This window comes from Promicromonospora sp. Marseille-Q5078, assembly GCF_050315395.1.
Lineage (GTDB): Bacteria > Actinomycetota > Actinomycetes > Actinomycetales > Cellulomonadaceae > Isoptericola.
The window spans coordinates 4,370,498-4,395,167 of record NZ_JBNPQG010000001.1; the positions used below are offsets into that span (position 1 = coordinate 4,370,498).

The 24,670-nt window shown below is 72.8% G+C and carries 19 protein-coding genes; 7 read left to right on the forward strand and 12 right to left on the reverse strand.

Translation table 11 applies throughout. From position 1 onward, the window contains the following. Positions 1 to 62: 62 nt before the first annotated feature. The gene (locus ACQFYA_RS20095; RefSeq protein ID WP_499127119.1) at positions 63 to 728 is read right to left on the reverse strand and encodes a DUF4097 family beta strand repeat-containing protein; all 666 of its coding nucleotides are present in this window, start codon (positions 726 to 728) and stop codon (positions 63 to 65) included. Positions 729 to 959: 231 nt separating this feature from the next. Here ACQFYA_RS20095 and ACQFYA_RS20100 point away from each other — a divergent pair, with 231 nt between their 5' ends. Further along, complete coding sequence (locus ACQFYA_RS20100) at positions 960 to 1,679, forward strand: GbsR/MarR family transcriptional regulator (RefSeq protein WP_499127121.1); 720 nt, start codon at positions 960 to 962, stop codon at positions 1,677 to 1,679. 3 nt (positions 1,680 to 1,682) lie between these two features. Here ACQFYA_RS20100 and ACQFYA_RS20105 read toward each other — a convergent pair whose 3' ends face one another. From ACQFYA_RS20105 to ACQFYA_RS20115, 3 genes are all read right to left on the reverse strand, one after another. Continuing rightward, positions 1,683 to 2,414: a carbohydrate ABC transporter permease gene (locus ACQFYA_RS20105; protein WP_499127125.1), complete on the reverse strand. Its 732-nt coding sequence runs from the start codon at positions 2,412 to 2,414 to the stop codon at positions 1,683 to 1,685. 164 nt (positions 2,415 to 2,578) lie between these two features. After that, positions 2,579 to 3,532, reverse strand: coding sequence for a carbohydrate ABC transporter permease (locus ACQFYA_RS20110; RefSeq protein ID WP_499127127.1), 954 nt, complete (start codon positions 3,530 to 3,532; stop codon positions 2,579 to 2,581). Next, positions 3,529 to 4,962 (reverse strand): ABC transporter substrate-binding protein, encoded by a 1,434-nt coding sequence (locus ACQFYA_RS20115; RefSeq protein ID WP_499127129.1) that lies wholly within the window; start codon positions 4,960 to 4,962, stop codon positions 3,529 to 3,531. Before ACQFYA_RS20115 ends, ACQFYA_RS20110 begins: the two co-directional genes overlap by 4 nt. A gap of 257 nt (positions 4,963 to 5,219) precedes the next feature. Here ACQFYA_RS20115 and ACQFYA_RS20120 point away from each other — a divergent pair, with 257 nt between their 5' ends. Then, positions 5,220 to 6,167, forward strand: a complete 948-nt coding sequence (locus tag ACQFYA_RS20120; RefSeq protein WP_499127130.1) for a sugar-binding transcriptional regulator — start codon at positions 5,220 to 5,222, stop codon at positions 6,165 to 6,167. Between the two features lie 94 nt (positions 6,168 to 6,261). After that, positions 6,262 to 7,323, forward strand: coding sequence for a YihY/virulence factor BrkB family protein (locus ACQFYA_RS20125; RefSeq protein ID WP_499127132.1), 1,062 nt, complete (start codon positions 6,262 to 6,264; stop codon positions 7,321 to 7,323). A 208-nt stretch (positions 7,324 to 7,531) separates the two neighbouring features. Here the strand turns inward: ACQFYA_RS20125 and ACQFYA_RS20130 are convergent, their stop codons facing one another. The 3 genes from ACQFYA_RS20130 to ACQFYA_RS20140 form a co-directional block, all read right to left on the reverse strand. After that, positions 7,532 to 9,016 (reverse strand): mannitol dehydrogenase family protein, encoded by a 1,485-nt coding sequence (locus tag ACQFYA_RS20130; RefSeq protein WP_499127134.1) that lies wholly within the window; start codon positions 9,014 to 9,016, stop codon positions 7,532 to 7,534. A 96-nt stretch (positions 9,017 to 9,112) separates the two neighbouring features. Then, positions 9,113 to 9,523 (reverse strand): nitroreductase/quinone reductase family protein, encoded by a 411-nt coding sequence (locus ACQFYA_RS20135; RefSeq protein WP_499127137.1) that lies wholly within the window; start codon positions 9,521 to 9,523, stop codon positions 9,113 to 9,115. A gap of 42 nt (positions 9,524 to 9,565) precedes the next feature. Next, the gene (locus ACQFYA_RS20140; RefSeq protein WP_499127140.1) at positions 9,566 to 10,321 is read right to left on the reverse strand and encodes a GH25 family lysozyme; all 756 of its coding nucleotides are present in this window, start codon (positions 10,319 to 10,321) and stop codon (positions 9,566 to 9,568) included. 122 nt (positions 10,322 to 10,443) lie between these two features. Here ACQFYA_RS20140 and ACQFYA_RS20145 point away from each other — a divergent pair, with 122 nt between their 5' ends. After that, positions 10,444 to 12,576, forward strand: a complete 2,133-nt coding sequence (locus tag ACQFYA_RS20145) for a bifunctional lysylphosphatidylglycerol flippase/synthetase MprF (protein ID WP_499127142.1) — start codon at positions 10,444 to 10,446, stop codon at positions 12,574 to 12,576. Between the two features lie 47 nt (positions 12,577 to 12,623). On the opposite strand, the gene ACQFYA_RS20150 is transcribed toward ACQFYA_RS20145, so the two are convergent. From ACQFYA_RS20150 to ACQFYA_RS20170, 5 genes are all read right to left on the reverse strand, one after another. Continuing rightward, positions 12,624 to 13,637 carry an alpha/beta hydrolase gene (locus ACQFYA_RS20150; RefSeq protein WP_499127145.1) on the reverse strand — a complete coding sequence of 338 codons (1,014 nt, stop codon included), beginning with the start codon at positions 13,635 to 13,637 and terminating at the stop codon, positions 12,624 to 12,626. Then, positions 13,634 to 16,336, reverse strand: a complete 2,703-nt coding sequence (locus ACQFYA_RS20155; RefSeq protein ID WP_499127148.1) for an MMPL family transporter — start codon at positions 16,334 to 16,336, stop codon at positions 13,634 to 13,636. Before ACQFYA_RS20155 ends, ACQFYA_RS20150 begins: the two co-directional genes overlap by 4 nt. Then, positions 16,329 to 17,015, reverse strand: a complete 687-nt coding sequence (locus ACQFYA_RS20160; protein ID WP_499127151.1) for a TetR/AcrR family transcriptional regulator — start codon at positions 17,013 to 17,015, stop codon at positions 16,329 to 16,331. Before ACQFYA_RS20160 ends, ACQFYA_RS20155 begins: the two co-directional genes overlap by 8 nt. Before the next feature lie 111 nt (positions 17,016 to 17,126). Next, the gene (locus ACQFYA_RS20165) at positions 17,127 to 17,897 is read right to left on the reverse strand and encodes a carbohydrate ABC transporter permease (protein ID WP_499127632.1); all 771 of its coding nucleotides are present in this window, start codon (positions 17,895 to 17,897) and stop codon (positions 17,127 to 17,129) included. Positions 17,898 to 18,033: 136 nt separating this feature from the next. Further along, positions 18,034 to 18,978, reverse strand: coding sequence for a carbohydrate ABC transporter permease (locus ACQFYA_RS20170; RefSeq protein WP_499127154.1), 945 nt, complete (start codon positions 18,976 to 18,978; stop codon positions 18,034 to 18,036). Positions 18,979 to 19,211: 233 nt separating this feature from the next. On the opposite strand from ACQFYA_RS20170, the gene ACQFYA_RS20175 reads away from it, so the two are divergent. From ACQFYA_RS20175 to ACQFYA_RS20185, 3 genes are read left to right on the forward strand one after another with little or no spacing between them, the layout of a single operon-like run. After that, the gene (locus ACQFYA_RS20175) at positions 19,212 to 20,510 is read left to right on the forward strand and encodes an ABC transporter substrate-binding protein (protein ID WP_499127157.1); all 1,299 of its coding nucleotides are present in this window, start codon (positions 19,212 to 19,214) and stop codon (positions 20,508 to 20,510) included. Next, positions 20,507 to 22,507, forward strand: coding sequence for a DUF6807 family protein (locus ACQFYA_RS20180; protein ID WP_499127160.1), 2,001 nt, complete (start codon positions 20,507 to 20,509; stop codon positions 22,505 to 22,507). Before ACQFYA_RS20175 ends, ACQFYA_RS20180 begins: the two co-directional genes overlap by 4 nt. 12 nt (positions 22,508 to 22,519) lie before the next feature. Continuing rightward, entirely contained in the window at positions 22,520 to 24,661 is a 2,142-nt protein-coding gene (locus tag ACQFYA_RS20185) for a hypothetical protein (protein WP_499127163.1), read from the forward strand. The last annotated feature ends 9 nt before the right edge of the window (positions 24,662 to 24,670 follow it).

Here is a 24,670-nt window from a genome sequence, read left to right on the forward strand (position 1 = left end):
AGACCCGCCGGAGCGACGGAACTCGTCGCTCCGGCGGGCCCGGGCCGCCCGACGCCGCCTGGTCAGAGGCTGTGGGCGGCGATGTCGCCCAGCGCGGTCGTGGCACGGATCTCCAGCGCGACGTCGCCGCCGGTGCTGGTGAGCGCGTTGCGGACCCGGCCGAGGGTGGTGCCGGCGTCGAGCGACGCCGTAACACCCGCGGCGGCCCCCACGGTCACGTCGCCCAGCTGGGTGTCGAGCACGAGGGCGCCCCGGGTGGCCTCGTCGACGGTGAGGTTCCCCTTCGCGGTGCGCAGCTGTCCGGGGCCGGTGAGCCGGCCGACCGTGATGTCGCCGGCCTGGGTGGCGAGGCGGGCGCTCGCCGCCTCGTCGAGCTTGACGTCGCCGTGCGCGCTCTCGACGACGACGTCGCCGAGGCGGCCGACGCCGCGCAGCTGCGCGCTCGCGGCCTTGGTCTCGACCCGCGAGCCCGCGGGCAGCTGGACCGTCACCTCGACGGACCCCGAGCCGCCGAAGGCCTGGTTCGTCACCTCGCCGGTGACGCGCAGGACGCCGTCCGCGAAGGCGACGGTGGTCTGCTCCGCGGCCTTGACGTCGCGCCCCTTCGACGCGTTGAGCGGCCGGACGTCGACCGTGGTGTCGGACCGGTCGGCGGCGATGAAGGTGACGTGGCCGGCGGGGATGTCGACGACGGCGGTGACGGTGGTGGGGGTGTCGAAGGTCTGCATCGGGCTCAGCTCCTGCGGTGATCGGTGCGAGTGTTTCTGACAGGAGAAACGCTACGTTGCATTCACGAAGTATGGCAAGAGCAATGTTGCATCCAGAACACGTTGATGCAGGTCAGATGCCATTATTTGTTGCATCCAAGTTGAACATCAACGCAATCGGCGCCTCTGGCGTCGTTGCATCGGGGGGAAGATGAACGTAACGTGGGCGCCTTACGACCGAGGAGGACCACCATGCCCGGAGGCCGGCTCACCCCGCACGAGCGCCAGCAGATCGCGCTCGGCCTTGCCGACGACCTCGCCTACGCGGAGATCGCCCGCCGGATCGACCGGCCGACGTCCACCGTCACGCGCGAGGTGATGCGCAACGGGGGCCCCGGGGCGTACCGCGCCGACCTCGCGCACCGCGCCACGCAGCAGCGCGCCCACCGCCGTCGTCCCGCCGCGCGGAGCGCCCGGGCGCCGCAGGCCGACGGCCCGGACGACGCGGCCCTCCGCGCGTACGAGGAGACCTTCACGACGCTCCTCATGCAGTCCGGGCTCCCCCGCATGGCGGCCGGCGTGCTCACCCTCCTGTACGTCGCCGACTCGGGCAGCCTCACCGCGGCGGAGCTCGTCGAGCGGCTGCAGGTCAGCCCCGCGTCGGTCTCCAAGGCGGTCGCGCTCCTGGAGAACCTGGGGCTGATCCGCCGCGAGCGCGAAGAGGGCCGCCGGGAGCGCTACGCCGCGGACGGCGACGCCTGGTACCAGTCGATGCTCGCCGCCGCCCGCTCCAACGCGCAGATGGCCGAGGTCGCGCGCCAGGGGGTCGGCGTGCTGGGCCGCGAGTCCCCGGCGGGCGCCCGCCTCGAGAACATGGCCCGGTTCCTGGACTTCGTCGGCGAGAGCATCGCCCGCGCGGCCGAGCAGGCGCGCGAGCTCCTGCACACCGGGCCGGGCACGCCCGACCCCTGACCGCTACTTGATCGCGCCCATCGACAGGCCGCGCACGAGCTGCTTCTGCGCGATCCACCCGGCCAGGATCACCGGCAGCGACGCGAGCAGGGCCGCCGCGCACAGCCGCGCGAGGAACAGCCCCTCGCTCGTCATCGTCGAGACGATGAAGATCGGCACGGTGGCGGCGCGCGACGCCGTGAGGTTGAGCGCGAAGAAGAACTCGTTCCACGCGAAGATCACGCAGATCAGCGCCGTCGCGGCGATGCCGGGCGCCACCATCGGGATGAGCACGGAGCGCAGCGTCTTCATCAGCCCCGCGCCGTCGACGGCCGCGGCCTCGAGCACCTCGGCCGGGATCTCCTGGAAGAACGACCGCATCATCCACACCGCGATCGGCAGGTTCATCGCCGTGTACAGGACGACGAGGGTCCAGATGTTGTCGAGCACCTTGAGCTGCCCGGCGATGACGTAGATCGGCACGATGACCGCCACGACCGGCAGCATCTTCGTGGAGATGAAGAAGAACAGCACGTCGCTGACCTTCTCCACCGGCCGGATCGACAGCGCGTACGCGGCCGGGATGCCGAGCAGCAGCACGAGGATCGTCGAGACGCCGGTGGCGATCGCCGAGTTCGCGACGTACGTGCCGGACTCACCGACCACCGCGCGGAACTGGTCGAGCGTCGGGCTGAAGAACCACGTAGGCGGGTCCGACGACGCCTGGTTCTCCTGCTTGAAGGCCGTCATCGCCATCCACAGGACGGGGAAGAAGAACCCGAGCGCGAGGATCCAGGTCAGCGTGGTGAGCAGTCAGCCGGTGACCCGGCCGCGGCGGGGCCTGGCGGGCGGGCGCGGACCGGGTCGCGGGGGCGCCGGCGGGCGGGGCGGTGGTGGCGGTGGCAGAGCTCATGACCTGCTCACTCCTTCACGTCGAAGCTGCGGAAGATGAGCCGCAGGGCGGCGGAGGCGACGATGATCGTGGCGATGACGACGACGACGCCCATCGCCGCGGCCTGCCCGACGTCGAAGCCGAGGAAGGCGCGCTGGTAGATGTAGAACGGCAGGTTGGCGCTCGCCGTCCCGGGGCCGCCGGCGGTCATGAGGTAGATCTGGTCGAACGTGTTCACCACGTAGATGATCCCGAGCAGCACGCCCAGCTCGATGTACCGGCGCAGCTGCGGCATCGTGATCGACCCGAAGGTGCGCCACCACCCGGCGCCGTCCATCGCGGCCGCCTCGAGCACGTCCTTCGGCTGGGCCTGGAGCCCGGCGAGCACGAGCAGCATCATGAACGGCGTCCACTGCCACACGAGGGCCATGAGGATCGCGACGATCGGGTACGTCGAGGTCCAGTCGACCGGGTCGATGCCCACCAGCCCGAGCGTCCAGTTGAACAGGCCGTACGTGGGGTTGAGCATCGCCATCGACCACAGCACGGACGTGGCCACCGGCATGATCAGGAACGGCGTGATGAGCAGCGTGCGGGCCACCCCGCGGCCGCGGAACGGCCGGTCGAGCAGGATCGCGAGCACGATGCCCAGCAGCATCGCGACGATCACGCACCCGAGCGTGATGACGACGGAGTTCCACGCCGTCTGCCGGAACACCGAGTCGCGCGCGATGTCCGCGTAGTTGGACAGCCCGACGAAGATGTCGGACTCCGGCCGCAGCAGGTTCCGCGAGTGCAGCGAGTACCAGATCGTCACGAGGAACGGGATCTGCGTGACGACGATCGTGAAGATCAGCGCGGGCAGCAGCGGCCCCCGCCGGCGCCAGCGCTCGGCGCGCGGGTAGGCGTGCTTGTCCGCGCGGGCGGCGCGCTGGGCCTGGGCGCGGCGGAGGTTCCCCGCCTGCGCGGTGACGGCGGTCATGGCTTGCCTCCGGTCCGGGTGCCTCCGGCGGGCGCGTCGGCCCGGGCGTCCTGCTGCTCGCGGTAGGTCTCCGCGACGGTGTCGGCGTAGCGCTGGGACTGCTCGAGGGCGTCGGCCACGGACTTCTGGCCGGCGATCGCGGCGGACATCTGCTGGCCCACGCGGGTGCCGAGGTCCTGGAACTCCGGGATGCCGACGAACTGGATGCCCGGGTACGGCACGGGCTGCACCATCGTCTCGTCCTGGGTGGCCTCGCCCATCGCGGTGAGGGTGGCGTCGGCGTACGCCTCGGAGACCTCCGCGTACTCCGGGATCTCGTAGGTGGACAGCCGGCTGCCGGGCGGCACCCGCTCCCACGACAGCTTCTCGCCGACCAGCGTGATGTAGTCCTTGTCGGTCATCCAGGAGACGAAGTCCCAGGCGGCGTCCTTGTGCTCGCTCGTGGACGGGATCGCCAGCGACCAGGAGTACAGCCAGCCCGCCGCGTCGGTCTCGCTCACCGGCGCCGGCACGTAGCCGGTCTTGCCCGCGACGGTCGACGACGCGGGATCCTCGATGGAGGAGACCATCGACGTCGCGTCGTACCACATGGCCGCCTGGCCCTGCGCGAACCGGGTGAGGCAGTCGCCGAAGCCCGACGTCGCGGCGCCGGGCTGCCCGTACTGCTGCACCGTGTCGACGTAGGTCTGGACGGCCTCGCGCACCTCGGGCGAGTCGAGCCGGGCGTTCCAGTCCTCGTCGAACCACTGCCCGCCGAAGGTGTTCATCACCGTGCTCATCGGGGCCATCACCTCGCCCCAGCCCGCCAGGCCGCGCAGGCAGATCCCCGCGAAGTCCTCGGCCGGGTCGTTCAGCTCGGCGGCCAGCCTCTGCACGTCCTCCCAGGTGGGGCGGTCCGGCATGGTGAGTCCGGCCTGCTCGAACAGGTCCTTGCGGTAGGCCAGGAAGGAGGACTCGCCGTAGAACGGCACCGAGTAGAGGTCGCCGTCCACCGACAGGGCCTCGCGCACGCTGGGCACGAAGTCGTCCGGGTCGTACCCCTCCGTGGCGTCGGCGTACGGCTGCAGGTCCTCGATCCACCCGTTCTCGGCCCACATCGGCGTCTCGTAGTTGGAGATCATCACGACGTCGAACTCCCCGCCGCCGGTGGCGACGGACGCGGTGATCTTGGCGCGGGCCTCGTTCTCCGGGAGCGACACGAAGCGCACGTCGATGCCGGGGTGCTCGGCGCGGAACTCGTCCTGCAGGGAGATCGCGTCCTGCATCTGCGGGTTCGAGACGATCGCGACGACGATCTGCTCGCCGTCTCCCCCGCCGACGGCGCCCGCCCCCGCACAGGCGGCCAGGGAGAGCCCGAGGACGGCGGCGCTCGCCGCGGCGGCGAGCCGGGTCCCGCTCCGGGACCGGCGCCGGGTTCGTGGTCGGAACATCGTCGTCCTCACGTCGCTGGTCGGTTCGATCGGTGGCCTGTCGACGGGCCTCGGCGCGCACAGATGAGATGCGGCGCCGCGCTCATCTGTCAGGACAGTAGTTCGTTATGCTCAGACGAGCAAGGGCTTGGCGCTCACACGTCGGTCGAGCGTGTCGAGACCACGGACCGGGTTTCGACAGGCTCACCCAGCGATCAGGTCCCGACAGGCTCAACCAGCGATCAGGTCCCGACAGGCTCAAGAACGAGGGTGGTTCCGTGACCGACGCCGAGCACGCACGGCTCCTGGTGGAGGTGAGCCGCGACTACTACCTCGACGGCCGCTCCAAGGTGGAGATCGCCCAGCAGCACGCCATCTCGCGGTTCCAGGTGGCGCGCCTGCTCACCGAGGCGCGGGAGTCCGGCGTCGTGCGGATCGAGATCTCGCCGCCCGCGCACCTGGACGGCGACCGCGCGGCGCGGCTCGCCGAGCGCCTCGGCGCGGAGCAGGTCGTCGTGGTGCCGTCGGGGTCCGGGCTCGAGGCCGGACGGGCGGCGGTCGCGCAGGCGCTCGCCACGGTGCTCGGGGAGCGCGCCCGCGCCGGGTCGACGATCGGCATCTCCTGGTCGCGCACCATCGAGGCGGCCGTGCACCATCTCGGCACGCTGCCGCCGTGCGACGTCGTGCAGCTCGTCGGCGCCCTGCCCGTGAGCGGCTCCGGCGACTCGCTCTCCCTGATCCAGACGTTCCGCGCCATGACGGGCGTGCGCACGTGGCCCGTCTGGTCGCCGCTCCTGGTGGGCGACCCGGCCACCGCCGCCGGCATGCGGCGGCAGCCGGAGATCGCGGCCGCGCTGGACCGGGCCGACGCGCTCGACCTGGCGGTGGTCGCCGTCGGCGCCTGGACGGACACCGGCTCCACCGTGTACCCGCAGGTCACGGGCGACGAACGGCGGGCGGCCGCCGCCGGCGGCGCGGTCGCGGAGTGCTCCGGCCGGCTCTTCGACGCCGAGGGCCGGCGCGTGGTGACGCCGCTCGACGCCCGCGTGGTCGGCGTCAGCCTGGGCCAGCTGGTGCGCACCCCCGAGGTGGTCGCGGTGGGCTACGGCGCCCAGGCGGGGGCCGGGCTGCGGGGCGCCGTGCTGGGCGGCGTCGCGACCGTCCTCGTGTGCGACGAGGCGGCCGCCGTCGAGATGGAACGCCTGCTCCAGACCGCCGCGGACTGACCCTCCGACCAGGGCCGGGACGTCGCCGCGGGCCCGCTCCGCGTTGCGGGGACCACGCCCCCGGCCGACCCTGGGGGGTGACCGAGGAGGCTCCATGACCGAGACCGGCGAGCAGCGCACGGGGCCGGACCCCGCCCCCGACACCGACGTCCCCGACACGCCGCGGGCGCCCTCCGACGCGCCGCCGCCGTCGTGGGGCCGCGCGCTCAAGGGCACGTTCCGCGAGTTCGGCGCCGACCAGTGCACCGACCTCGCGGCCGCGCTCACCTACTACGCCGTGCTGGCCTCCGCGCCGGCGCTGCTGGCGCTCGTGTCCCTGCTCGGGTTCGTGGGGGACGCCGAGAAGGCCCTCGACTCCGTGATGAGCACCGTCGCGGAGTTCCTCCCGGAGGACATGCTCAAGATCGTCGAGCCGCTCGTCGAGAACGCCGTCGGCAACACCGGCGCCGGGCTCGCCCTCGTCCTCGGGCTGGTGCTGGCGCTGTGGTCCGCCTCCGGGTACGTGGGGGCCTTCGGCCGGGCGATGAACCGGATCTACGACGTCGAGGAGGGGCGCCCGATCTGGAAGCTCCGCCCGGCGCTGTTCGCCGTCACGCTCGTCGTGGTCGTCATCGCCGCCCTGGTGGTCGCGAGCCTCGTGCTCTCCGGCCCGATCGCCCGGTCGGTGGGCGAGGCCGTCGGGCTCGGGGACGTGGCCCTCACCGTGTGGAGCATCGCGAAGTGGCCGGTCGCGCTGCTGCTCGTGGTGGTCGCGGTGGCGATGCTCTTCCACTTCACGCCCAACGTGAAGCGCCCCCGGTTCCGCTGGGTGAGCGTCGGCGCGGTCGTCGCGATCGTGGTCGCGGGCATCGCCTCCGCCGCGTTCGGCCTGTACGTCGGCAGCGGCCTGTCCAACTACGGCTCCTACGGCATCCTCGCCACCTTCATCGTGATGCTGCTGTGGCTGTGGATCGTCAACCTCGTGCTGCTGTTCGGCGCCGAGCTGGACGCCGAGGTGGAGCGCACCCGCGAGCTCAACGACGGCCTTCCTGCCGAGGAGGACCTCCAGCTCCCGCCGCGCGACACCAAGGCCAGCGACAAGAAGGCGGGCAAGCGGCGCGACGCCGTCGCCGAGGCGCGGGCCGTGCGCGAGGCCGCCGCCCGCAACGCTGGTTGAGCCTGTCGAAACCCGCCCCGCTGGTTGAGCCTGTCGAAACCCGCCCCGCTGGTTGAGCCTGTCGAAACCCGCCCCGCTGGTTGAGCCTGTCGAAACCCGGTGAGGTGGTCTCGACAGGCTCGACCGACGAACCCGGTGACGTGGTCTCGACAGGCTCGACCGACGAACCCGGTGAGGTGGTCTCGACAGGCTCAACCAGCGAAAGGGCTCAACCAGCGACGAGGTTCTCCACCGTGGCCCGCGCGCCGAGCGTGTGCAGGGAGTCGAGGGCCGCGGTGTACGCCTCCACGAACCGCGGCTCGGACGCCAGGTCGCCGAAGAGCTCCTCGTCGCGCACGAACGCGAGCGGCTCGTCGCGGTTCCGCGCCGCGGCGGCCTTCAGCCGGTCCGCGAGGCGGTCGACGATGTCGATGGGCTCGCCCTCCTCGTCGACGGCCTCGTCGTAGCGGGCCCACGCCGCCACGACGGCGGCCGACCTGTGGATCTCTCCCCCGCTTTCGAGGTTCGCGCGCACGACCGGCAGCAGCCACTTCGGGATGCGGTCGGACGACTCGGCGCACAGCCGGGCGAGCGTGTCGCGCACGTGCGGGTTCGCGAACCGCTCGATGAGGGTGGCCTGGTACTCCTCGAGGTCCACGCCGGGCACGGGCAGCAGCGTCGGGGCGCCCTCGCGCGCCATGTAGTCGCGCAGGAAGCGCACGAACGTCTCGTCGGCGCACACCTCGTGCGCGTGGCGGTAGCCCGCCAGGTAGCCGAGGTAGCACAGGGCCTGGTGGCTGGCGTTGAGCAGGCGCAGCTTCATCAGCTCGTATGGCTCGACGTCGTCCACGAGCTGCGCGCCGACCTGCTCGTAGGGCGGGCGGCCGTCGGCGAACCGGTCCTCGACCACCCACTGCGTGAACGGCTCCGCGACGACCGGCCACGCGTCGTCGACGCCGAACCGCTCGGCCACCATGGCGCGGTCGTCGTCGGTGGTGACCGGGGTGATGCGGTCCACCATCGAGTTGGGGAACGGCACGTGCTCCTCGATCCAGGCCGCCAGCTCCGGGTCCTTCAGGCGCGCGAACGCCGAGAACATGCGGTGCGCGACGTCGCCGTTGCCCTGGATGTTGTCGCAGCTCTGCACGGTGAACGGCGCGATCCCGCGGTCGCGGCGGCGGCGCAGCGCCTCGGTGACCAGCCCGAACGTGGTCGCGGGGACCGCGCCCGGCTCGAGGTCGGCCCGCACGGCCGGGTCGGCGGCGTCGAACTCGCCGGTCACCGGGTTGACGTTGTAGCCGCCCTCGGTGACGGTCAGCGACACGATCCGGATCTCCGGCGACGCCATCTTCTCCACGACCGCCTCCGGATCGTCGGGGGCGAGCAGGAACTCGACGATCGACCCGATCACCCGCCCCTCCAGCGTGCCGTCCGGGTGCTTGAGCACCAGCGTGTACAGCCCGTCCTGCGACGTGAGCGCGTCGCGCATGCGGGCGTCGTGGGGCAGCACCCCGACGCCGCAGACGGCCCAGTCGAGCGCCTCGCCGGAGCTCATCAGCCGGTCGAGGTACATCGCCTGGTGGGCACGGTGGAACCCGCCGACGCCGAGGTGCACGATGCCGGCGCGCAGGCGGGTGCGGTCGTAGGAGGGCACCGCGAGCGGCAGGTCGCCGCCGGCGAGGGTGTCCACGGTCTCGGCGCTGAGTGCGGTCATGGTGCGTCCTTGCTCCGTCGGGTGCGGGAAGCACCAACGTAGCAAACGAGCATCACCCTCGTCACAGATGAGCGCCCTTGGACGAGGATCCTGCCGTCAGCGGCGGGTCAGGCGGAGCACCGGGATGACGCGCGACGTCTTCTTCTCGTACCCCGCGAACCCCTCGGACATGGCCTTGAACCGGTCCCACGCCGCGTCGCGGTCCTCGTCCTGGAGCTCCTCCGCGCGGACCTCGACGACGCCGTCGTCGGGGGTCTCGATGCTCACCTCGGGGTGGGCGAGCAGGTTGTGGTACCACGCCGGGTTCGCGTCGGCGCCGCCGGCGGACGCCGCGATCAGCCACGTCTTCTCGTCGTCGCGGATCGAGGCGAGGGGCGCCACCCGCTCGGTCCCCGTCTTCGCGCCCCGGTGGTGCACCAGCACCAGCCTGCGCCCGAACCCCATCGTCGTGACGGTCCCGCCGTGGGTGCGGAACTCGTCGATGATCTGCTGGTTCCAGTCGGTCATGGACGCAGTATGCCCCGGGCGATCGTCCGCGGGGTGACGAGACTACGGCTGGGTCAGCGCACGGAGGTCGTCGAGGGTGCCGTCGAAGACGTTCATGTCGATGTGCTCCTCGGCGCCCTCGTACCCCGGCAGCGTGTCCCGGTCGGAGTACTGCCAGAACTCCCAGTCGCGGCGCGGCAGGTCGGGGCTCGTGGTCACGGACCGGATCCACAGCGGGTACCGGTCGTAGTCGTCGCCCAGGTAGTCGGCGCGGATCTGCTGCGTCGTGTAGAGGATCGGCGGCACGCCGTAGTGCTCCTCGAGCGCGTCGAGCATCGGGTCGAGGATCCCGCGCAGCTCGTCGACGGTCGGGGGGCTCGCGGCGAACTCCCCGTAGTACTCGACGTCCACGACGGGCGGCAGCGTGCCGCTCTCGGCGGGCACGACGTCGATCATGTGGGCCGCCTGGTCGGCGCCCGGGCTCTCGAAGCTGAGGAAGTGGTACGCGCCCACCAGCAGGTCGGTCTCCCGGGCGGCGTCCCAGCTCGCGGCGAACTGCTCGTCCTCGTGGCTGGAGCCCTCGGTGGCCTTGACGAACGCGAAGTCGAGGTCCTGGGCCGCGAGCTGCGGCCAGTCGATCTCCCCCTGGTAGGCGGACACGTCGACGCCGCGCACGGCGTACCGCTCCGCCGTGAGCCGGTTCGGCCACAGCACCCCGGTCCACACCAGGACGGCCGACACCGCGAGCAGCACCACCACGGCGCCGGCGATCCCCACGCCCCACCTCAGCCGGCGTCGGCCGGTCCCCGTGTCACCCACGCCCTGATCCTCCCGGAACTTCCCCCCGCCCGGCCAGCACGACCAGCCGGCGCCCCCGGGCGGACGACGCGCGCCGGGCCGCAGCCCACGGGATGATGCACCCACCCGACGTGAGGAGCGACGTGCCCGACACCACCAGCACACCAGCGGCGTCTCTCCCGGACGCCCCGAGCACGACCCCGTGGCTGCTCCGGACGGCGCGCCACGTCCCGTTCACGCTGGGCGTCGTCGGGGCGATGCTCGTCCTCGGCGTCGTGACGGGAGCGCTGTGGTCCCCGTTCGAGGACCACCCGTGGTTCGAGAACGTCGCGTTCGGCGCCCCGGCGTTCGCCGAGGGCCGCTGGTGGACGCCCGTCACGGGCTCGCTCTTCGCCCTGGAGCCGTGGGAGTACCTCCCCGTCGCCGGGGTCTTCCTCCTCCTCGTCGGCTGGACGGAGCATCGGCTCGGCACCCGGCGTGCGGTCGTCGCGGCCGTCACCTGCCAGCTCGTCGGCGTCGTCGGGACGGCCGGCGGGCTCGCCCTCCTCGCCCGTACCGGCTGGAACTGGGCGGAGCGCCTGGCCCAGGTGCTCGACGTCGGCTTCAGCGCGGGCGTCGTCGGGGCGGTGACCGTGGCGGCGCTCAGCCTCGTGCCGCCGTGGCGGTTCCGGGTGAGCGCGCTGGTCGCGATCTACGTCCTGGTCGCCCTCGTGGCCTGGGGAGGGATCGCGGACGTCGAGCACCTGGTCGGCTGGGTCGCCGGGCTCGTGATCGCCCGACCCGTGCTGGGCGCGAGGCTGGGCCGCGGTACCCGTGCCGGGCGCGTGCAGCGGGACCGGGCGACGGCCGCCGGGTACTTCGCGATCTCGGCACTGCTCGTGGTGCTCACGAGCTTCGCCGCCGGTCCCGCGGCCGGACCGCTCGGCACCACGACGGGGGACGACTGGCCGACCGGCATCATCGCGGTGACCGTCGACCTGGTGCTGGCGGTGGGCCTGCTGCGCGGCCGGCGCGCCTGGTGGCGCGTGGCCGTCGTGCTCACCGGCCTGGGCGTGCTCGCCGAGGCGGTGCTCGCCCTCGCCGCCGCCGCAGGCCTGGGTCGCGGCGACCTGCCGCTGTACGTGCTGATGCTGCTGCTCGACGGGGGCGCGCTGGCCCTGCTGCTCGCGCGTCGGTCGTCGTTCCGCGCCCGCCGCCACGCCCGCCCGGCCGCCGGGAGCCACCTGGACCAGGACGCCGCCCGCGCCGAGCTCCGCCGCCTCGGCGCGGGCCAGCGGCTCGCGTGGATGACGACGTGGGACGGCAGCGAGCGCTGGGCACCGCAGGACGAGACCACGGCGGGAGGCGGCTACGTCGCGTACCAGGCGCACGCGGGCGTCGCGGTCGTCCTCACGGACCCGGTGGGCGACGGGCCCGAGGGGCGCGCGGAGCTCGTGGACGCTTTCGTCGACGCGGCCTCCGCCGCGGGCGCCGGGTCGTGCTTCTTCTCCGCGAGCGAGGAGGTCGCCGCCATCGGGCGCGAGCGGGGCTGGACGCTCGTGCCGGTGGCGCAGGAGGCCGTGATCGACCTGCCCGGGCTGGAGTTCCGGGGAAAGAAGTGGCAGGACGTGCGCACGGCGCTCAACCAGGCCGCGAAGCAGGGCATGGAGCACCGGCTGGTGCGGCTGGTCGACGAGCCGCCCGAGATCCTCGCGCAGGTGCGGGCCATCTCCGAGGCGTGGCTCGGCGACAGCGACCTGCCGGAGATGGCCTTCACGCTCGGCGGGGTCCGCGAGGCCCTCGACCCGGAGGTGCGGGTGGGCCTCGCTGTCGACGGCGACGGCCGGGTGCACGGGGTGACGAGCTGGCTGCCGGTGCACGCCCCGGGCGGCGCGGTCGTGGGCTGGACCCTCGACGTCATGCGGCGCGCGCCCGACTCGTTCCGCTACACGATGGAGCTGCTCATCGCATCCGCCCTCACGGCGTTCCGCGACGAGGGCGCCCTGGAGGCCTCGCTGTCGGGCAGCCCGCTCGCGCACGGCGACGAGCCCTCCCCCGGGGGCATCGACGCCGTCCTCGACCGCCTCGCGGAGCGGCTCGAGCCCTTGTACGGGTTCGAGTCGCTGCACCGCTTCAAGATGAAGTTCCAGCCGCGGAACGTGCCGCTGTACCTCGTGGTGACCGAGCCCGCGACGCTCCCGCTGGTGGGCCTCGCCCTCGTGCGGTGCTATCTGCCCGACGTGCACGCGCGCGAGTTGGTGACGGCGGCCCGGTCGTCCCGCTCGTCCCGCGACTGAGTCGGGCCCCGGGCGCGGCAGCGCGGCGATGTCGGGAGCCGCGCCCGTCAGCCGATCGCGGCCCTGAGCGCCTCCCGTGCGCGGCGGCGGAACCCCGTCGCCGGGGCGGCGGCGGACCGGTCGCCCCCGTGGAACATGCCGGGCACGACGTCCAGGTCGACGGCGACCCCGGCCTCCCGGAGCCGGCGCGCGTACTCGACGTCCTCGGCGTGGAACAGGTCGATGTCTCCGACGCCGACCCAGGCGGGCGGCAGCCCGCTCAGGTCCGCGCGGCGGGCGGGCGCCGCGTACGGCGCCGGGGTCCGCTCGCCGGGCTCGTGGCCGAGGTACGCCGTCCAGCCGAAGCGGTTGGCCGGGGGCGTCCACACGAGGGCCCACTCGCCGTCGCGCTCCGCCCGCAGCACGGTGCGGTCGTCGAGCATCGGGTACACCAGCAGCTGGAAGGCCACGGGCAGGCCTTCGTCGTGGGCGCGCTGGGCCAGCGCCGCCGCGAGGCCGCCGCCCGCGCTGTCGCCGCCCACGGCCACCCGGGCCGGGTCGATCCCGAGGTCGTCGGCGTGGGCGTGCACCCACGCCAGCGCGGCCGCGACGTCGTCGAGAGGTGCGGGGAACGGGTGCTCGGGCGCGAGGCGGTAGTCCACGCTGACGACGAGCACGCCCGCCTCCGCGGCGACGTCCGAGCAGAACGGGTCGCCGATCGCGACCGACCCGAGGACGTACCCGCCGCCGTGCACCCACACCAGCACGCCGGACGGCGCCGCCCGCGCCGCCGGGTGGTACAGCTCGACGTCCACGTCCGGGCCGCCGGCGAGGCCCGGCACGGTGCGTCGTTCGGTGCGCACGCCCGGGCGCACGGCCCGGGGCGGCGACTGTCGCAGCAGCGGCAGCAGCGCCCGGTGCAGGACCATCGGCACGAGGGCGAGCGGGCCGAGGAGCCTGCGGTCCGCGGCCGCGAGGGCCGTGCGCTGCCGCCGAGCGGCGCGGACCACGGGGCGGGCGGCGAGCGCGGCGACGGCCACGCCGGCCGCCAGCGCCGCCGCCCGGCCCCACGGCCTGGTCATCGCACGGTGCCGGCCGCGACGGCCTGGTCGTCCTCGGCGTGCTCGGCGGCGGTGTCGGCGTCCTCGGTCGCGTCGACGTGCGGGTGCTGGCGCTCGAGCGCCGACCCCTCGACGTCGACGTTCGGCAGGATCCGGTCCAGCCAGCGCGGCAGCCACCACGCCGCGTCGCCGAGCAGGTGCATGAGCGCCGGCACGACGAGCATGCGCACCACGAACGCGTCGACCAGCACGCCGAAGGCGAGGGCGAACCCGATCGACCGGATCATCGCGTCCTCGGCGAAGACGAAGCCGCCGAACACCGAGATCATGATGATCGCCGCGGCGGTGACCACGGAGCGGCCGGCCCGGAAGCCCTGGACGACGGCGAGCCGCGCCGGGGCGCCGTGCGCGTACGCCTCCCGCATGCCGGAGCCGAGGAACAGCATGTAGTCCATGGCCAGGCCGAACAGGATGCCGACGAGGATCGTGGGCAGGAAGTTGAGGATCGGCCCGGGGTGGTGGACGCCGAAGACGCCTCCCAGCCAGCCCCACTGGTAGATCGCCACGACGCCGCCGAGGGCGGCGAAGTACGACAGCACGAACCCGAGCGTGGCGATCACGGGCACCAGCAGCGACCGGAAGACGACGATCAGGATGATCAGGGACAGGCCGATGACGACGCCCAGGTAGAGCGGCAGCGCGTCGGACAGCTTCTCCGAGATGTCGATGTTGCCCGACGCCGCGCCCGCGACGCCGATCTCGACGTCGCCGGTCACGGCCGCGTCGCCGGTCCCCTGCGCGTCGACGGTGAGCGGGGACATGTCGCGCAGCGTGTGCACGAGCTGCTCGGTCGACGCGCTCGTCGGACCGTCCGCGGGCACCACCTGGAACGCGATCACCGTGCCGTCGTCCGACGTCCCGGCGGGCGCGACGGCGACCACGTCGTCCTGCGCGGCGAGCTGGTCCGCGATCGCGAGCTGGGTCGCGACCTCGTCGTCGTCGGTGACCGCCTGCGGCAGGTCCGCGACCACGAGCAGCGGCCCGTTGACCCCCGGCCCGAACTCGTCGGCGACCGTCGTGTACGCCGCGAACGACGTGGAGTCCTCGGGGGCCGAGGACCCGTCGGGGAGGTTGGTCCGCAGGTCCAGCGCCGGGATCGCGACGACGCCGAGGACGGCGATGCCGAGCACCACGCGGCCCACGGCCACGAGCGTCCGCATCGGCTTCACCGGTGCCGAGGGCCGGGCGCCGGCGTGCTTCGCGTCGTGCCCGTGCGCGGCGTGCTCGCCGTGGGCGGTGCCGGCAGGCGCCAGGCGTGCCCGCTCCTTGCGGCTGAGGATCCGCGGGCCGATGGCCGACAGCAGCGCCGGGGTGAGCGTCACCGAGACCAGCACCGCGACGGCGACCGAGGCCGCGCCGACCGTGCCCATGAGCCCGAGGAACGGGATACCGGTGACGTTGAGCGCGAGCAGCGCGATGACCACCGTCGCCCCGGCGAAGACGACGGCGTTGCCCGACGTGCCGTTGGCGAGGGCCACCGACTCGCGGACCTCGTAGCCCTCCTTGAGCTGGTGGCGGTGCCGGTTCACGATGAACAGCGCGTAGTCGATGCCCACGGCGAGGCCGAGCATGAGCCCGAGCACCGGCGTCACGGACGACATCTGCACGACGCCGGAGAACGCGAGCGCACCCAGCGCGGCGATGCCGACGCCGATCAGGGCGGTGAGCAGCGGCAGCCCGGCGCCGATGAAGGTGCCGAGCATGATGACGAGCACGACGGCCGCCACGACCAGGCCGACGACCTCGCCCGGCCCGACGACGGACGGGGTCTCCTGCGAGATGTCCGAGCCGAAGTCCACGTGCACCCCGGCGACGTCCGCGACCCCGTCGTCGACCGTGTCGATGACGGCGTCCTTGGTCTCCTGGGAGATGTCCATCTGGGCGTCGGAGAAGACCACCGTGGCGACCGCGGCGGAGCCGTCGTCGGAGACGACCTGGATGCCCGAGGAGAGGTCGAGGAGGTCCTTGCCCTGCTGGAGCTGGGTGGCCTGCTCGTCGAGCTCCTTCGTGCCGTCCTCGAGGTCGGCCTGCTTCTCGTCGAGCGTGTCCTGCTGCGAGTCCAGCTCCGCCTTGCCCGCGTCGAGCTGGTCCTGCTGGGCGTCGAGCTGCGGGGCCGCGAGCTCCGCCTGCCCGGCGGCCTCCGCCTGCGCGCGGGCGTCGTCGAGCTGGGCCTGGCCCGCCTCGAGGTCGGCGCGCGCGTCGTCGATCTGCTCCTGGCCGGCGTCGAGCTGGTCCTGGCCGTCCGCGATCTGGTCGCGAGCGTCGGCGAGCTGCTTCTCGCCGTCCGCGAGCTTGTCCGCCTGCTTCTGGCGCTCGGCCTCGCTGTCGAAGGGGTCGACGACGGTCTCGACCCCGTCGATCGTCTCGACGTCGGCCAGCACGCCGCCGAGCGCCTTCTCCTGGTCGGCGGTGAACGCCTTCCCGTCGGTGGTGCTGAGCACGACCGTGCCGGTGCCGCCCGCGGCCTCGGGCATGGCCGTCGCGAGCTGGTCCGTGACCTCCTGCGTGGGCGTGCCGGGGATGGAGAAGGTGTCGGCCAGCGTCCCCGCCCCGGCGGCGTACCCGACGCCGGCGATCGCCAGCAAGGCGACCCAGGCGGCGACGACGGTCTTGACGCGCCGGGACGCGAACCGTCCGAGACGGTAGAGGAGCTCAGCCATGGTGTCCTTCCGAGGGGTGGGCGGAGGCGCCCGGGGCGATGTGGTCGAGCAGGTCCGTCCAGAGGCTGCGGGAGGCGGCGTCGGTGGCCGCCCCGGTCCGGGCGAACCAGTGCCGGTGCAGGACGACGAGGCTGCTCATGGCCTGCGCGACCAGGAGGTCGACGTCGAGGCGGTCCAGCCCCGGGTGGCGGCGCACGAGGTCGGCGGCGAGGTCCTCGCTGACGTCCGACAACGACCGCAGCAGGAGCATCGCCTGGTGCGCGGGCACCTCCGAGACGTCGTCGGACACGCCGTGCAGCCCGAGCCCGCGCGTGAGGGACGCCATCGGACCCACGAGGTCCGCGCGGTGCAGCGCCCCGACGAGGTCCGTGAGCACGGCGGCACGCGGGTCGCCGCCCGGGGCCGCGGGCGGCGGGTCGACGGCGAGCAGCGCGTCGCGCACGCCGCCGAAGATCCCCGCGCCCACCGCGGCCACCGCGTCGTCGAGCGACGCGAAGTGGTTGAAGACGGTGCGCCGGGAGACGCCCGCGCGGGCGGCGAGCTCGTCGACCGAGAAGGCGATGCCGGCGGTCTCGTGCATGAGGTCGGTGGCGGCGTCGACGATGCTCCGGCGGGTGCGGGCCTTGAGGCGCGCACGCGTGCCGAGGGTCGCGTCGTCCGGGCTGGTGTCAGGGGCCACCCGGCGACCGTAGGCAATTGGGTGCACTGAGTGCAACGAAGGCGCCCGTGATCCCTGTCTCACCGCCGGTGCGGGCAGGCCTGTCCAGGCCCGCCCGTACCCCCTCGCCCCTTACTTGATCCCCGTGGTGGCGATGCCGCGGATCAGGAAGCGCTGCCCGAAGAGGAACACCAGGAACACGGGCAGCAACGAGACGATGGACATCGCGAACATGGCACCCCAGTTGCTCTCGCCCTGCGAGTCGACGAAGAGCCGGAGCGCCACCGGCACGGTCATCATGTCCGTGTCGGTGAGATAGATCAGTGCGCTGAAGAACTGGTTCCAGGTGCCGATGAACGTGAAGATCGCCGTCGTCGCGAGCGCCGGGGTCATGAGCGGAAGGATGATGCGGAGGAAGATCCGCGCATGGCCCGCGCCGTCGATCCGTGCCGCCTCGTCGAGCTCCTTGGGGAGCCCTCGGATGAACTGCACCATGAGGAAGATGAAGAAGGAGTCGGTCGCCAGCATGTTCGGGCCGACCAGCGGCCAGAACGTGTTCACCATGCCGAGCTGGGAGAACAGCACGTACTGCGGCACCAGCGTGACGTGCCCCGGGAGCATGATCGTGATGAGCATGATCGCGAACAGGATCGTCCTGCCCGAGAAGCGCATCCGCGCGAACGCGTACGCCGCCATGGAGCACGAGACGAGCGTGCCGAGCACGGACCCGAGGACGACGACCGCCGAGTTGAGCATGTAGCGGCCGAACGGGTGCGTGAGCGCGTTCCAGCCGTCGGGGTAGTGGGAGAGGTCGACGTCGCCCAGCCACAGGCCCGGCTGGCTGAAGATCAGGTCGTCGGGCCGCAGGGAGGAGACGACCATCCACAGGAGCGGGTAGATCATCACGGCGCCCGTGATGATCAGCACGAGGTGCTTGACCAGGCTCCGCACAGGGCGGTGCGGGGTGCGGCGACGGGGGCCGGGGAGCGGCTCGGACTCCGGCGCGAGCGGTGCCGCGTCCGTCTCTCGCTGAATGGTCTCAGTCATCGTAGTAGACCCAATACTTGGAAGCGATGAAGTTGACGGCGGTCAGTGCACCGACGATGAGGACGAGCAGCCACGCCATCGCCGACGCATATCCCATCTCGAAGTCCTTGAACCCCGTGTTGTAGAGATACATCGTGTAGAAGAGGGTCGAGTCGGAGGGTCCGCCGATCCCTCCCGAGATGATGAAGGCCTGGGTGAAGGACTGGAACGCGCCGATCGTCTGCAGCACGATGTTGAAGAAGATGATCGGCGTCAGCATCGGCATCGTGATGCGCCAGAACTGCTTGGCCTTGCTGGCGCCGTCGACCGCGGCGGCCTCGTAGTACATCGTCGGGATCTGCCGCAGGCCGGCCAGGAAGATGATCATGGGCGAGCCGAACGTCCACACGTGCAGCAGGATGATGGTGCCGAGCGCCGTGTCCGGGCTGGAGATCCAGCCCATCCCCTCGATGCCGAAGAGGCCGAGCACCTGGTTGACGAGGCCGGTGGTGCCGAAGATCTGCCGCCACAGGATGGCGATCGCCACCGACCCGCCCAGGAGCGACGGGAGGTAGAAGACCGAGCGGTAGAACGACAGCCCGCGCATCCCCCGGTTGAGGGCCACCGCGATGAAGAGGGCGACCGCGAGCTGGAGCGGCACGCCCACCACGACATAGGTGAGGGTCACCCGCAGCGACTGGTGGAGGCGTTCGTCGCTGAGCATGCGGAGGTAGTTCTCCGCGCCGACCCAGCTGGGGTCCTCGAGCAGGTTGTAGTCCGTGAACGACAGGTAGAACGACGCGATCATCGGGCCCGCCGTGATGACCAGCAGCCCCAGGAGCCACGGGAGCAGGAAGACGAGCGCCGCCTTGTTGTCCCGCCGCGCCGCCTTCCGCTCGCGCTGGTCCAGCGGGCGCCGGCCAGTCTTCAACTTCGAGAGCTCGGTGATCGCGCTCATCCGCGCGGCACCGTTCTCGCGCGGGGCGAGCGCGCCCCCATCGGGGCAATGGAACGATTCATCTCGCGGACCTCCTCGGCCACGGCGTGCTACGCAACTTCGCGCAACTTTTGGGGCAACAGTTGACCACTGTATCGAACTCTTCGTACTCTGGGAAGCGCCTTCCCGCTCGCCGACACCGATCGTCGCGAACTACCGCGGGACGGGCTGCTCGTACAGGGAGGTACGGACCCATGCACAGACTCAATTTCCGGACAGCCGCCACGCTGGCCTCGGCCGGCCTCGTCGTGCTGACGGCGACCACAGGCTGCGCCGTCGATCAGCCGGGTGCCGACGCCGCCCCCTACGACCCCGACGAGGAGGTGACGATCACCTTCGCGTGGTGGGGCGGCGAGGAGCGTAACCAGATCACGAAGAAGGCGCTCGAGGGGTTCGAGGAGGACCACCCGAACATCACCGTCGAGACGCAGAGCAGCGACTTCGGCAGCTACTGGGACATGCTCGCGACGCAGGTCGCGGGCGGCGACGCCCCGGACCTCATCACGATGGGCGGCTCCTACCCCAGCGAGTACGCCGGCCGCGGGGCGCTGCTGGACCTGGCGACGGTGTCCGACCACCTCGACACCTCCACGATCCCGGCGGACACGCTGGCGATCGGCGAGATCGAGGGCAAGCAGTACACCGTCCCGTCCGGCGTCAACGCGCTGGCGGCCTTCCTCAACCCGGCCGTCTTCGAGGAGGCCGGGGTGGAGCTCCCGGACACCTCGACGTGGACGTGGGACGACTTCGCCGAGGTCACGCAACAGCTGTCGGACAAGAGCCCGAAGGGCACGTACGGCACGGTGCCGTTCGCCAACTCCTCGCTGCTGGACGCCTGGGCGCACCAGCACGGCGAGGCCATCTTCGCCGAGGACGGCTCCGTGGGGGTGAGCCCCGAGACCGTCTCCGCCTGGTTCCAGCTCTGGCTGGACGCCCAGAAGAACGGCGCCGCCCCGGAGGCCAGCATCTTCGTGGAGGACTCGACCGCCGTGCCCGAGCAGTCCCTGTTCGGCACCGGCAGGTCCGGGATCACCTTCGCCTGGAGCAACTTCAAGGCCGACGCGCTCGGCGACTCCGTCATCGAGGCGAACCTGCCCGGGGAGGCCGAGGCGCGCGGCAACCGCGTGGGCTCCACGATGGAGTACGCCATCACCTCGAAGACCGCGCATCCCGAGGCCGCGGCGATGCTGCTCGACTACCTCGTCAACGACCCGCGCGTGGTCGACGCGGTGGGCACGGACCGTGGCGTCCCGGCGAACGAGGAGGTGCGCGACCACCTGCGCGGGGGCCTCACCACCGTGCAGCAGAAGGAGGTCGACCTGATCGACGAGGTCACCGCGTCCGCCGCGGGCGCGCGGATGCCCGCCCCCGAGGGCGCCAGCAGCACCGGGGACATCTTCACCCGCCTGATGCAGGACGTGCTGTTCGAGCGGACGTCCCCGGACGACGCGGCCGAGCAGTTCATCTCCGAGGTCGAAGGCTCGCTGAAGTGACCGCCCCCGGCGTCGCCCTCGTCGGCGGCCACGGCTACGCGACCCGCCACCTGGAGCACCTGCGGAGCGCCGAGCGCTCGGGGCAGGCCCGGCTGCTGGGTGTCGCGGACCCTCGCCCGCCCGAGGACGGCGCCGGTGGCATCCCCTGGTTCGACTCGCTCGACGACCTGCTGGACGCCGGCGTCGAGCCCGACGTGGTGGTGATCTCGACGCCGCCGCACACCCACGCTCCGCTCGCGCTGCGGGCGATCGCGGCCGGGGCGGACGTCTACGTGGAGAAGCCGCCGGTCGCGTCGTGGGCGCAGTACGTCGAGCTCGAGCGCGCCGCGCACGACGCCGGCCGCGTCGTCCAGGTCGGGTTCCAGAGCCTGGGGTCCGAGGCCCTCGGGCTCATCGACGACTGCCTCGGTGCCGGCGAGATCGGCGACGTGCTGTCCGTGGGCGCCGTCGGGACCTGGTCGCGCACCGTCGGCTACTACGACCGGTCCCCGTGGGCGGGCAAGCGGGTCCTCGACGGCGTCGACGTGGTGGACGGCGTGGCGACCAACCCGCTCGCGCACGCCGTCGTCACCGCGCTGCGGCTCGCCGGGGCCCGCCGTGCCGAGGACGTGCTCGACGTGGACGCCGACCTGTACCACGCGCACGCGATCGACGCCGACGACACCTCCGTCGTGCGCGTCCGCACGACGAGCGGCCTCGCCGTGACGCTCGGGCTGACGCTGTGCGCGCCGGAGCAGACCGCCCCCGTGATCCGCGTGCGCGGCACCCGCGGCACGATCGTGCTGAGCTACACCACCGACGAGGTCACGGTGGACGGCGTCGACGGACGGCGCACCCTCACCGCGGGCCGCGCCCATCTGCTCGACGACCTGCTCGCGCACCGCGCGACCGGCGCCGCCCTCCTCAGCCCCCTGGCCGACTCCGGCGCGTTCATGCGCGTGCTCGAGGCCGTGCGGGTGGCGGACCCGCCGCGACAGATCCCCCCGGAGGCCGTGACGTGGACCGGCACGGGGCGCGACCGACGACCCGTCGTGCTCGACGTCGACGCGGTCCTGGCGCGGGCGGTCACCGCGCAGGCGACGCTCGCCGAGCTCGGCGTGCCCTGGGCGCGGACACGGCCCGCCCTCGACGTCCTGGACGTCGGCGGCGTCCCCGTGGCCGAGCTGCGCGAGGGCTCCGACGTGGCGACGACGCTGTCCCCGCGGCCGTACCTGCACCCGGTCTCCACCCTCGACGGCGTGGTCGTCACCGACCATCTGCCCGCCGACCACGCGTGGCACCTCGGCGCCGGACTGGCGATCCAGGACGTGGACGGCACCAACCTCTGGGGCGGCCGCACGTTCACCGCCGAGGACCGCGCGTACGTCTGGCGCGACGACCACGGCCACGTGCGGCTCGACCACCACGCCCGCGAGGGCGGCGTCGCCGACCAGGTCCTCACCTGGTGCGACCCGACGGGCGCTCCCCTGCTCACGGAGCGCCGGCGCTGGGACGCGTCGCCCGCGGGCGACGGCTGGTGGCTGGACCTGTCGACCGAGCTCCGCAGCGCCACGGGCTCCCCCGTCCCGCTCGGCGGCCCGGGCAGCAACGGCCGGGCCGGTGGCGGCTACGGCGGCTTCTTCTGGCGGGTCGCACCCTGCACGGACGTCCACGTGCGCACCGCGCACGACGTCGGCGAGCAGGCCGTGCACGGCACCACCTCCTCGTGGCTCGCCTGGACCGCCCGGTTCGCGTCGGGCCCGGCCACGCTCGTCTTCGTCACCGCGCACGACGACGACGCCGACCCGTGGTTCGTCCGCTCCGCCGGCTACCCCGGCGTCGGGCTCGCGCTCGCGTGGGACCGCCCCACGACCGCGCCGGTGGACGAGCCCCTGCGGCGACGCGTCCGCGTGCTCGTCGCCGACGGCATCCTCGACGACGAGCACGTCCGGCGTGTCGTCGCCGACACCCTGGACGGCGTGCCGTCGTCCGCACCGTTCGCCGCCCGTCACGCCTGAGAGAGTCTCGCCTTGCATCCCTCACACCCCATCGACCGGCGCGCGCTCGTGCGCCGGCACAACGTCGAGCAGACCACCCTGGACCCGCGGAGCCCGGTGACGGTCGGCAACGGCGAGCTCGGCTTCACCGTGGACCTCACGGGCCTCCAGTCCCTGCCGGGCGAGTACCCGGTGCTCAAGCGCGGCCACGAGCCCGACCGGGACGCCCCCGGCACCCTCCTGGGCACGCAGTCGCAGTGGGCCTGGCACTCGATCGCCGGCGAGCGGGAGTACACGCTCGAGGAGACCACCCGCCGGTACGAGGTCGACGGCCGGCTGGTCCCTTACGTCGAGGAGAGCCGGCGCGGCACCCCGGGGTACGACGCCAACCGGTGGTTCCGCGCCAACCCGCACCGCCTGGACCTCGGCCGCGTCGGATTCGTCGCCGCCCACGACAGCGACGGCGACGGCGGGCGCCTCGCCGCGCTGCGTCCGGGCGACCTCACGGACACCCGGCAGAGGCTCGACCTGTGGACGGGGACGGTGGACAGCGCGTTCTCCCACAAGGGCGTCCCCGTCCAGGTGAGGACCGCCGTCCACCCCGACCGGGACCGGGTCGGCGTCACCGTCCGCTCCGCCCTCGCGGCGGGCCTCGCCGTCGCCGTCGACTTCCCGTACGGCTCGTCGGACTGGCACAACGCCGCCGACTGGGACTCCCCCGACGCCCACTCGACCGACGTCACGGCGGTCGCCGGCGGGTGGCTCGTGGAGCGCCGGCTCGACGACTCGACGTACCGCGTTCACGTCGGGGCGTCCGGCGCCGAGCTGTCCCACGTCGAGCCGCACCGCGTGGTGCTGCGGCCCACCGCGGACGTCGTGGACGTGACCGTCGAGTTCACCACCGACGGGCGGGGCGACATGGTCCTCCTGCCCACCCGTGCCGACCACGCGGACACCGCCGCGACCGCGGGCGACGCGCAGGAGGTGTTCCGGGCGGCCGCCGCGCACTGGCACCGCTTCTGGGAGTCCGGCGCGGCCCTCCAGCTCGCGGGGACCGCGGACCCGCGCGCCCTGGAGCTCGAACGGCGCGTGGTGCTGTCGCAGTACGTCACCGCGGTGAACTGTGCGGGTTCCCTCCCACCGCAGGAGACGGGGCTGGTGTGCAGCTCGTGGCGGGGCAAGTTCCACCTGGAGATGCACTGGTGGCACGCCGCACACTTCCCGATGTGGGGGCGCGCGGAGCTGCTGCGGCCGAGCCTGGGCTGGTACCGGCACGCGCTGCCGCTGGCCAGGGACACGGCGCACGCCCAGGGCTACGCCGGGGCCCGCTGGCCCAAGCAGCTCGGATCCGTGCTCCGCGAGACCCCGAGCTCCATCGGCGTCCACCTCGTGTGGCAGCAGCCGCACGTCGTCTACCTCTCCGAGCTCGTGCACCGGGTGACCGGTGACGACGAATTCCTGCGCGAGCAGGCCGAGGTCGTCTTCGCGTCGGCAGAGTTCATGGCCTCCTTCGCGCAGAAGGGGCCTGACGGGTTCACGCTCGGCCCGCCGCTCGTGCCCGCGCAGGAGAGCTACGCGGGCGAGCGGGCCCGCCTGTCGAACCCGCCGTTCGAGCTGGCGTACTGGCGCTGGACCCTGCGCACCGCCAACGCGTGGCGCGAACGGCTCGGCCTGCCCGTCGAGGAGCACTGGGCGGAGGTCGCCGAAGGCATGGTGGCGCCGCACGTGCGCGGCGGCGTCTATACCGGCGTCGACGTCGAGCCGTACACGATCCGGACCGACCACCCCTCGATGCTCGGGGCGCTGGGCATCGTGCCGGACGTCGGGCTGATCGACGCCGCCGTCATGCGCGCCACGTACCAGGACGTGCTGCGCGACTGGGACTGGACGACCACCTGGGGCTGGGACTACCCCATGATGGCGATGACCGCGACGCGCCTCGGCGAGCCCGGGTGGGCGGTCGACGCCCTCATGGACCCCGCGGGCAAGAATGTCGTGCTGCCGAACGGGCACAACCACCAGACGGAGTCCCTGCCGCTGTACCTCCCCGGGAACGGCGGCCTGCTCGCCGCCGTCGCGCTGATGGCACGCGCCCACATGGACGAACCTGCTGGCGGGGCAGGGTTCCCCTCCGACTGGGACGTCCAGGCCGAGGGATTCCCCGCGACCGTCTGACGTCGACGT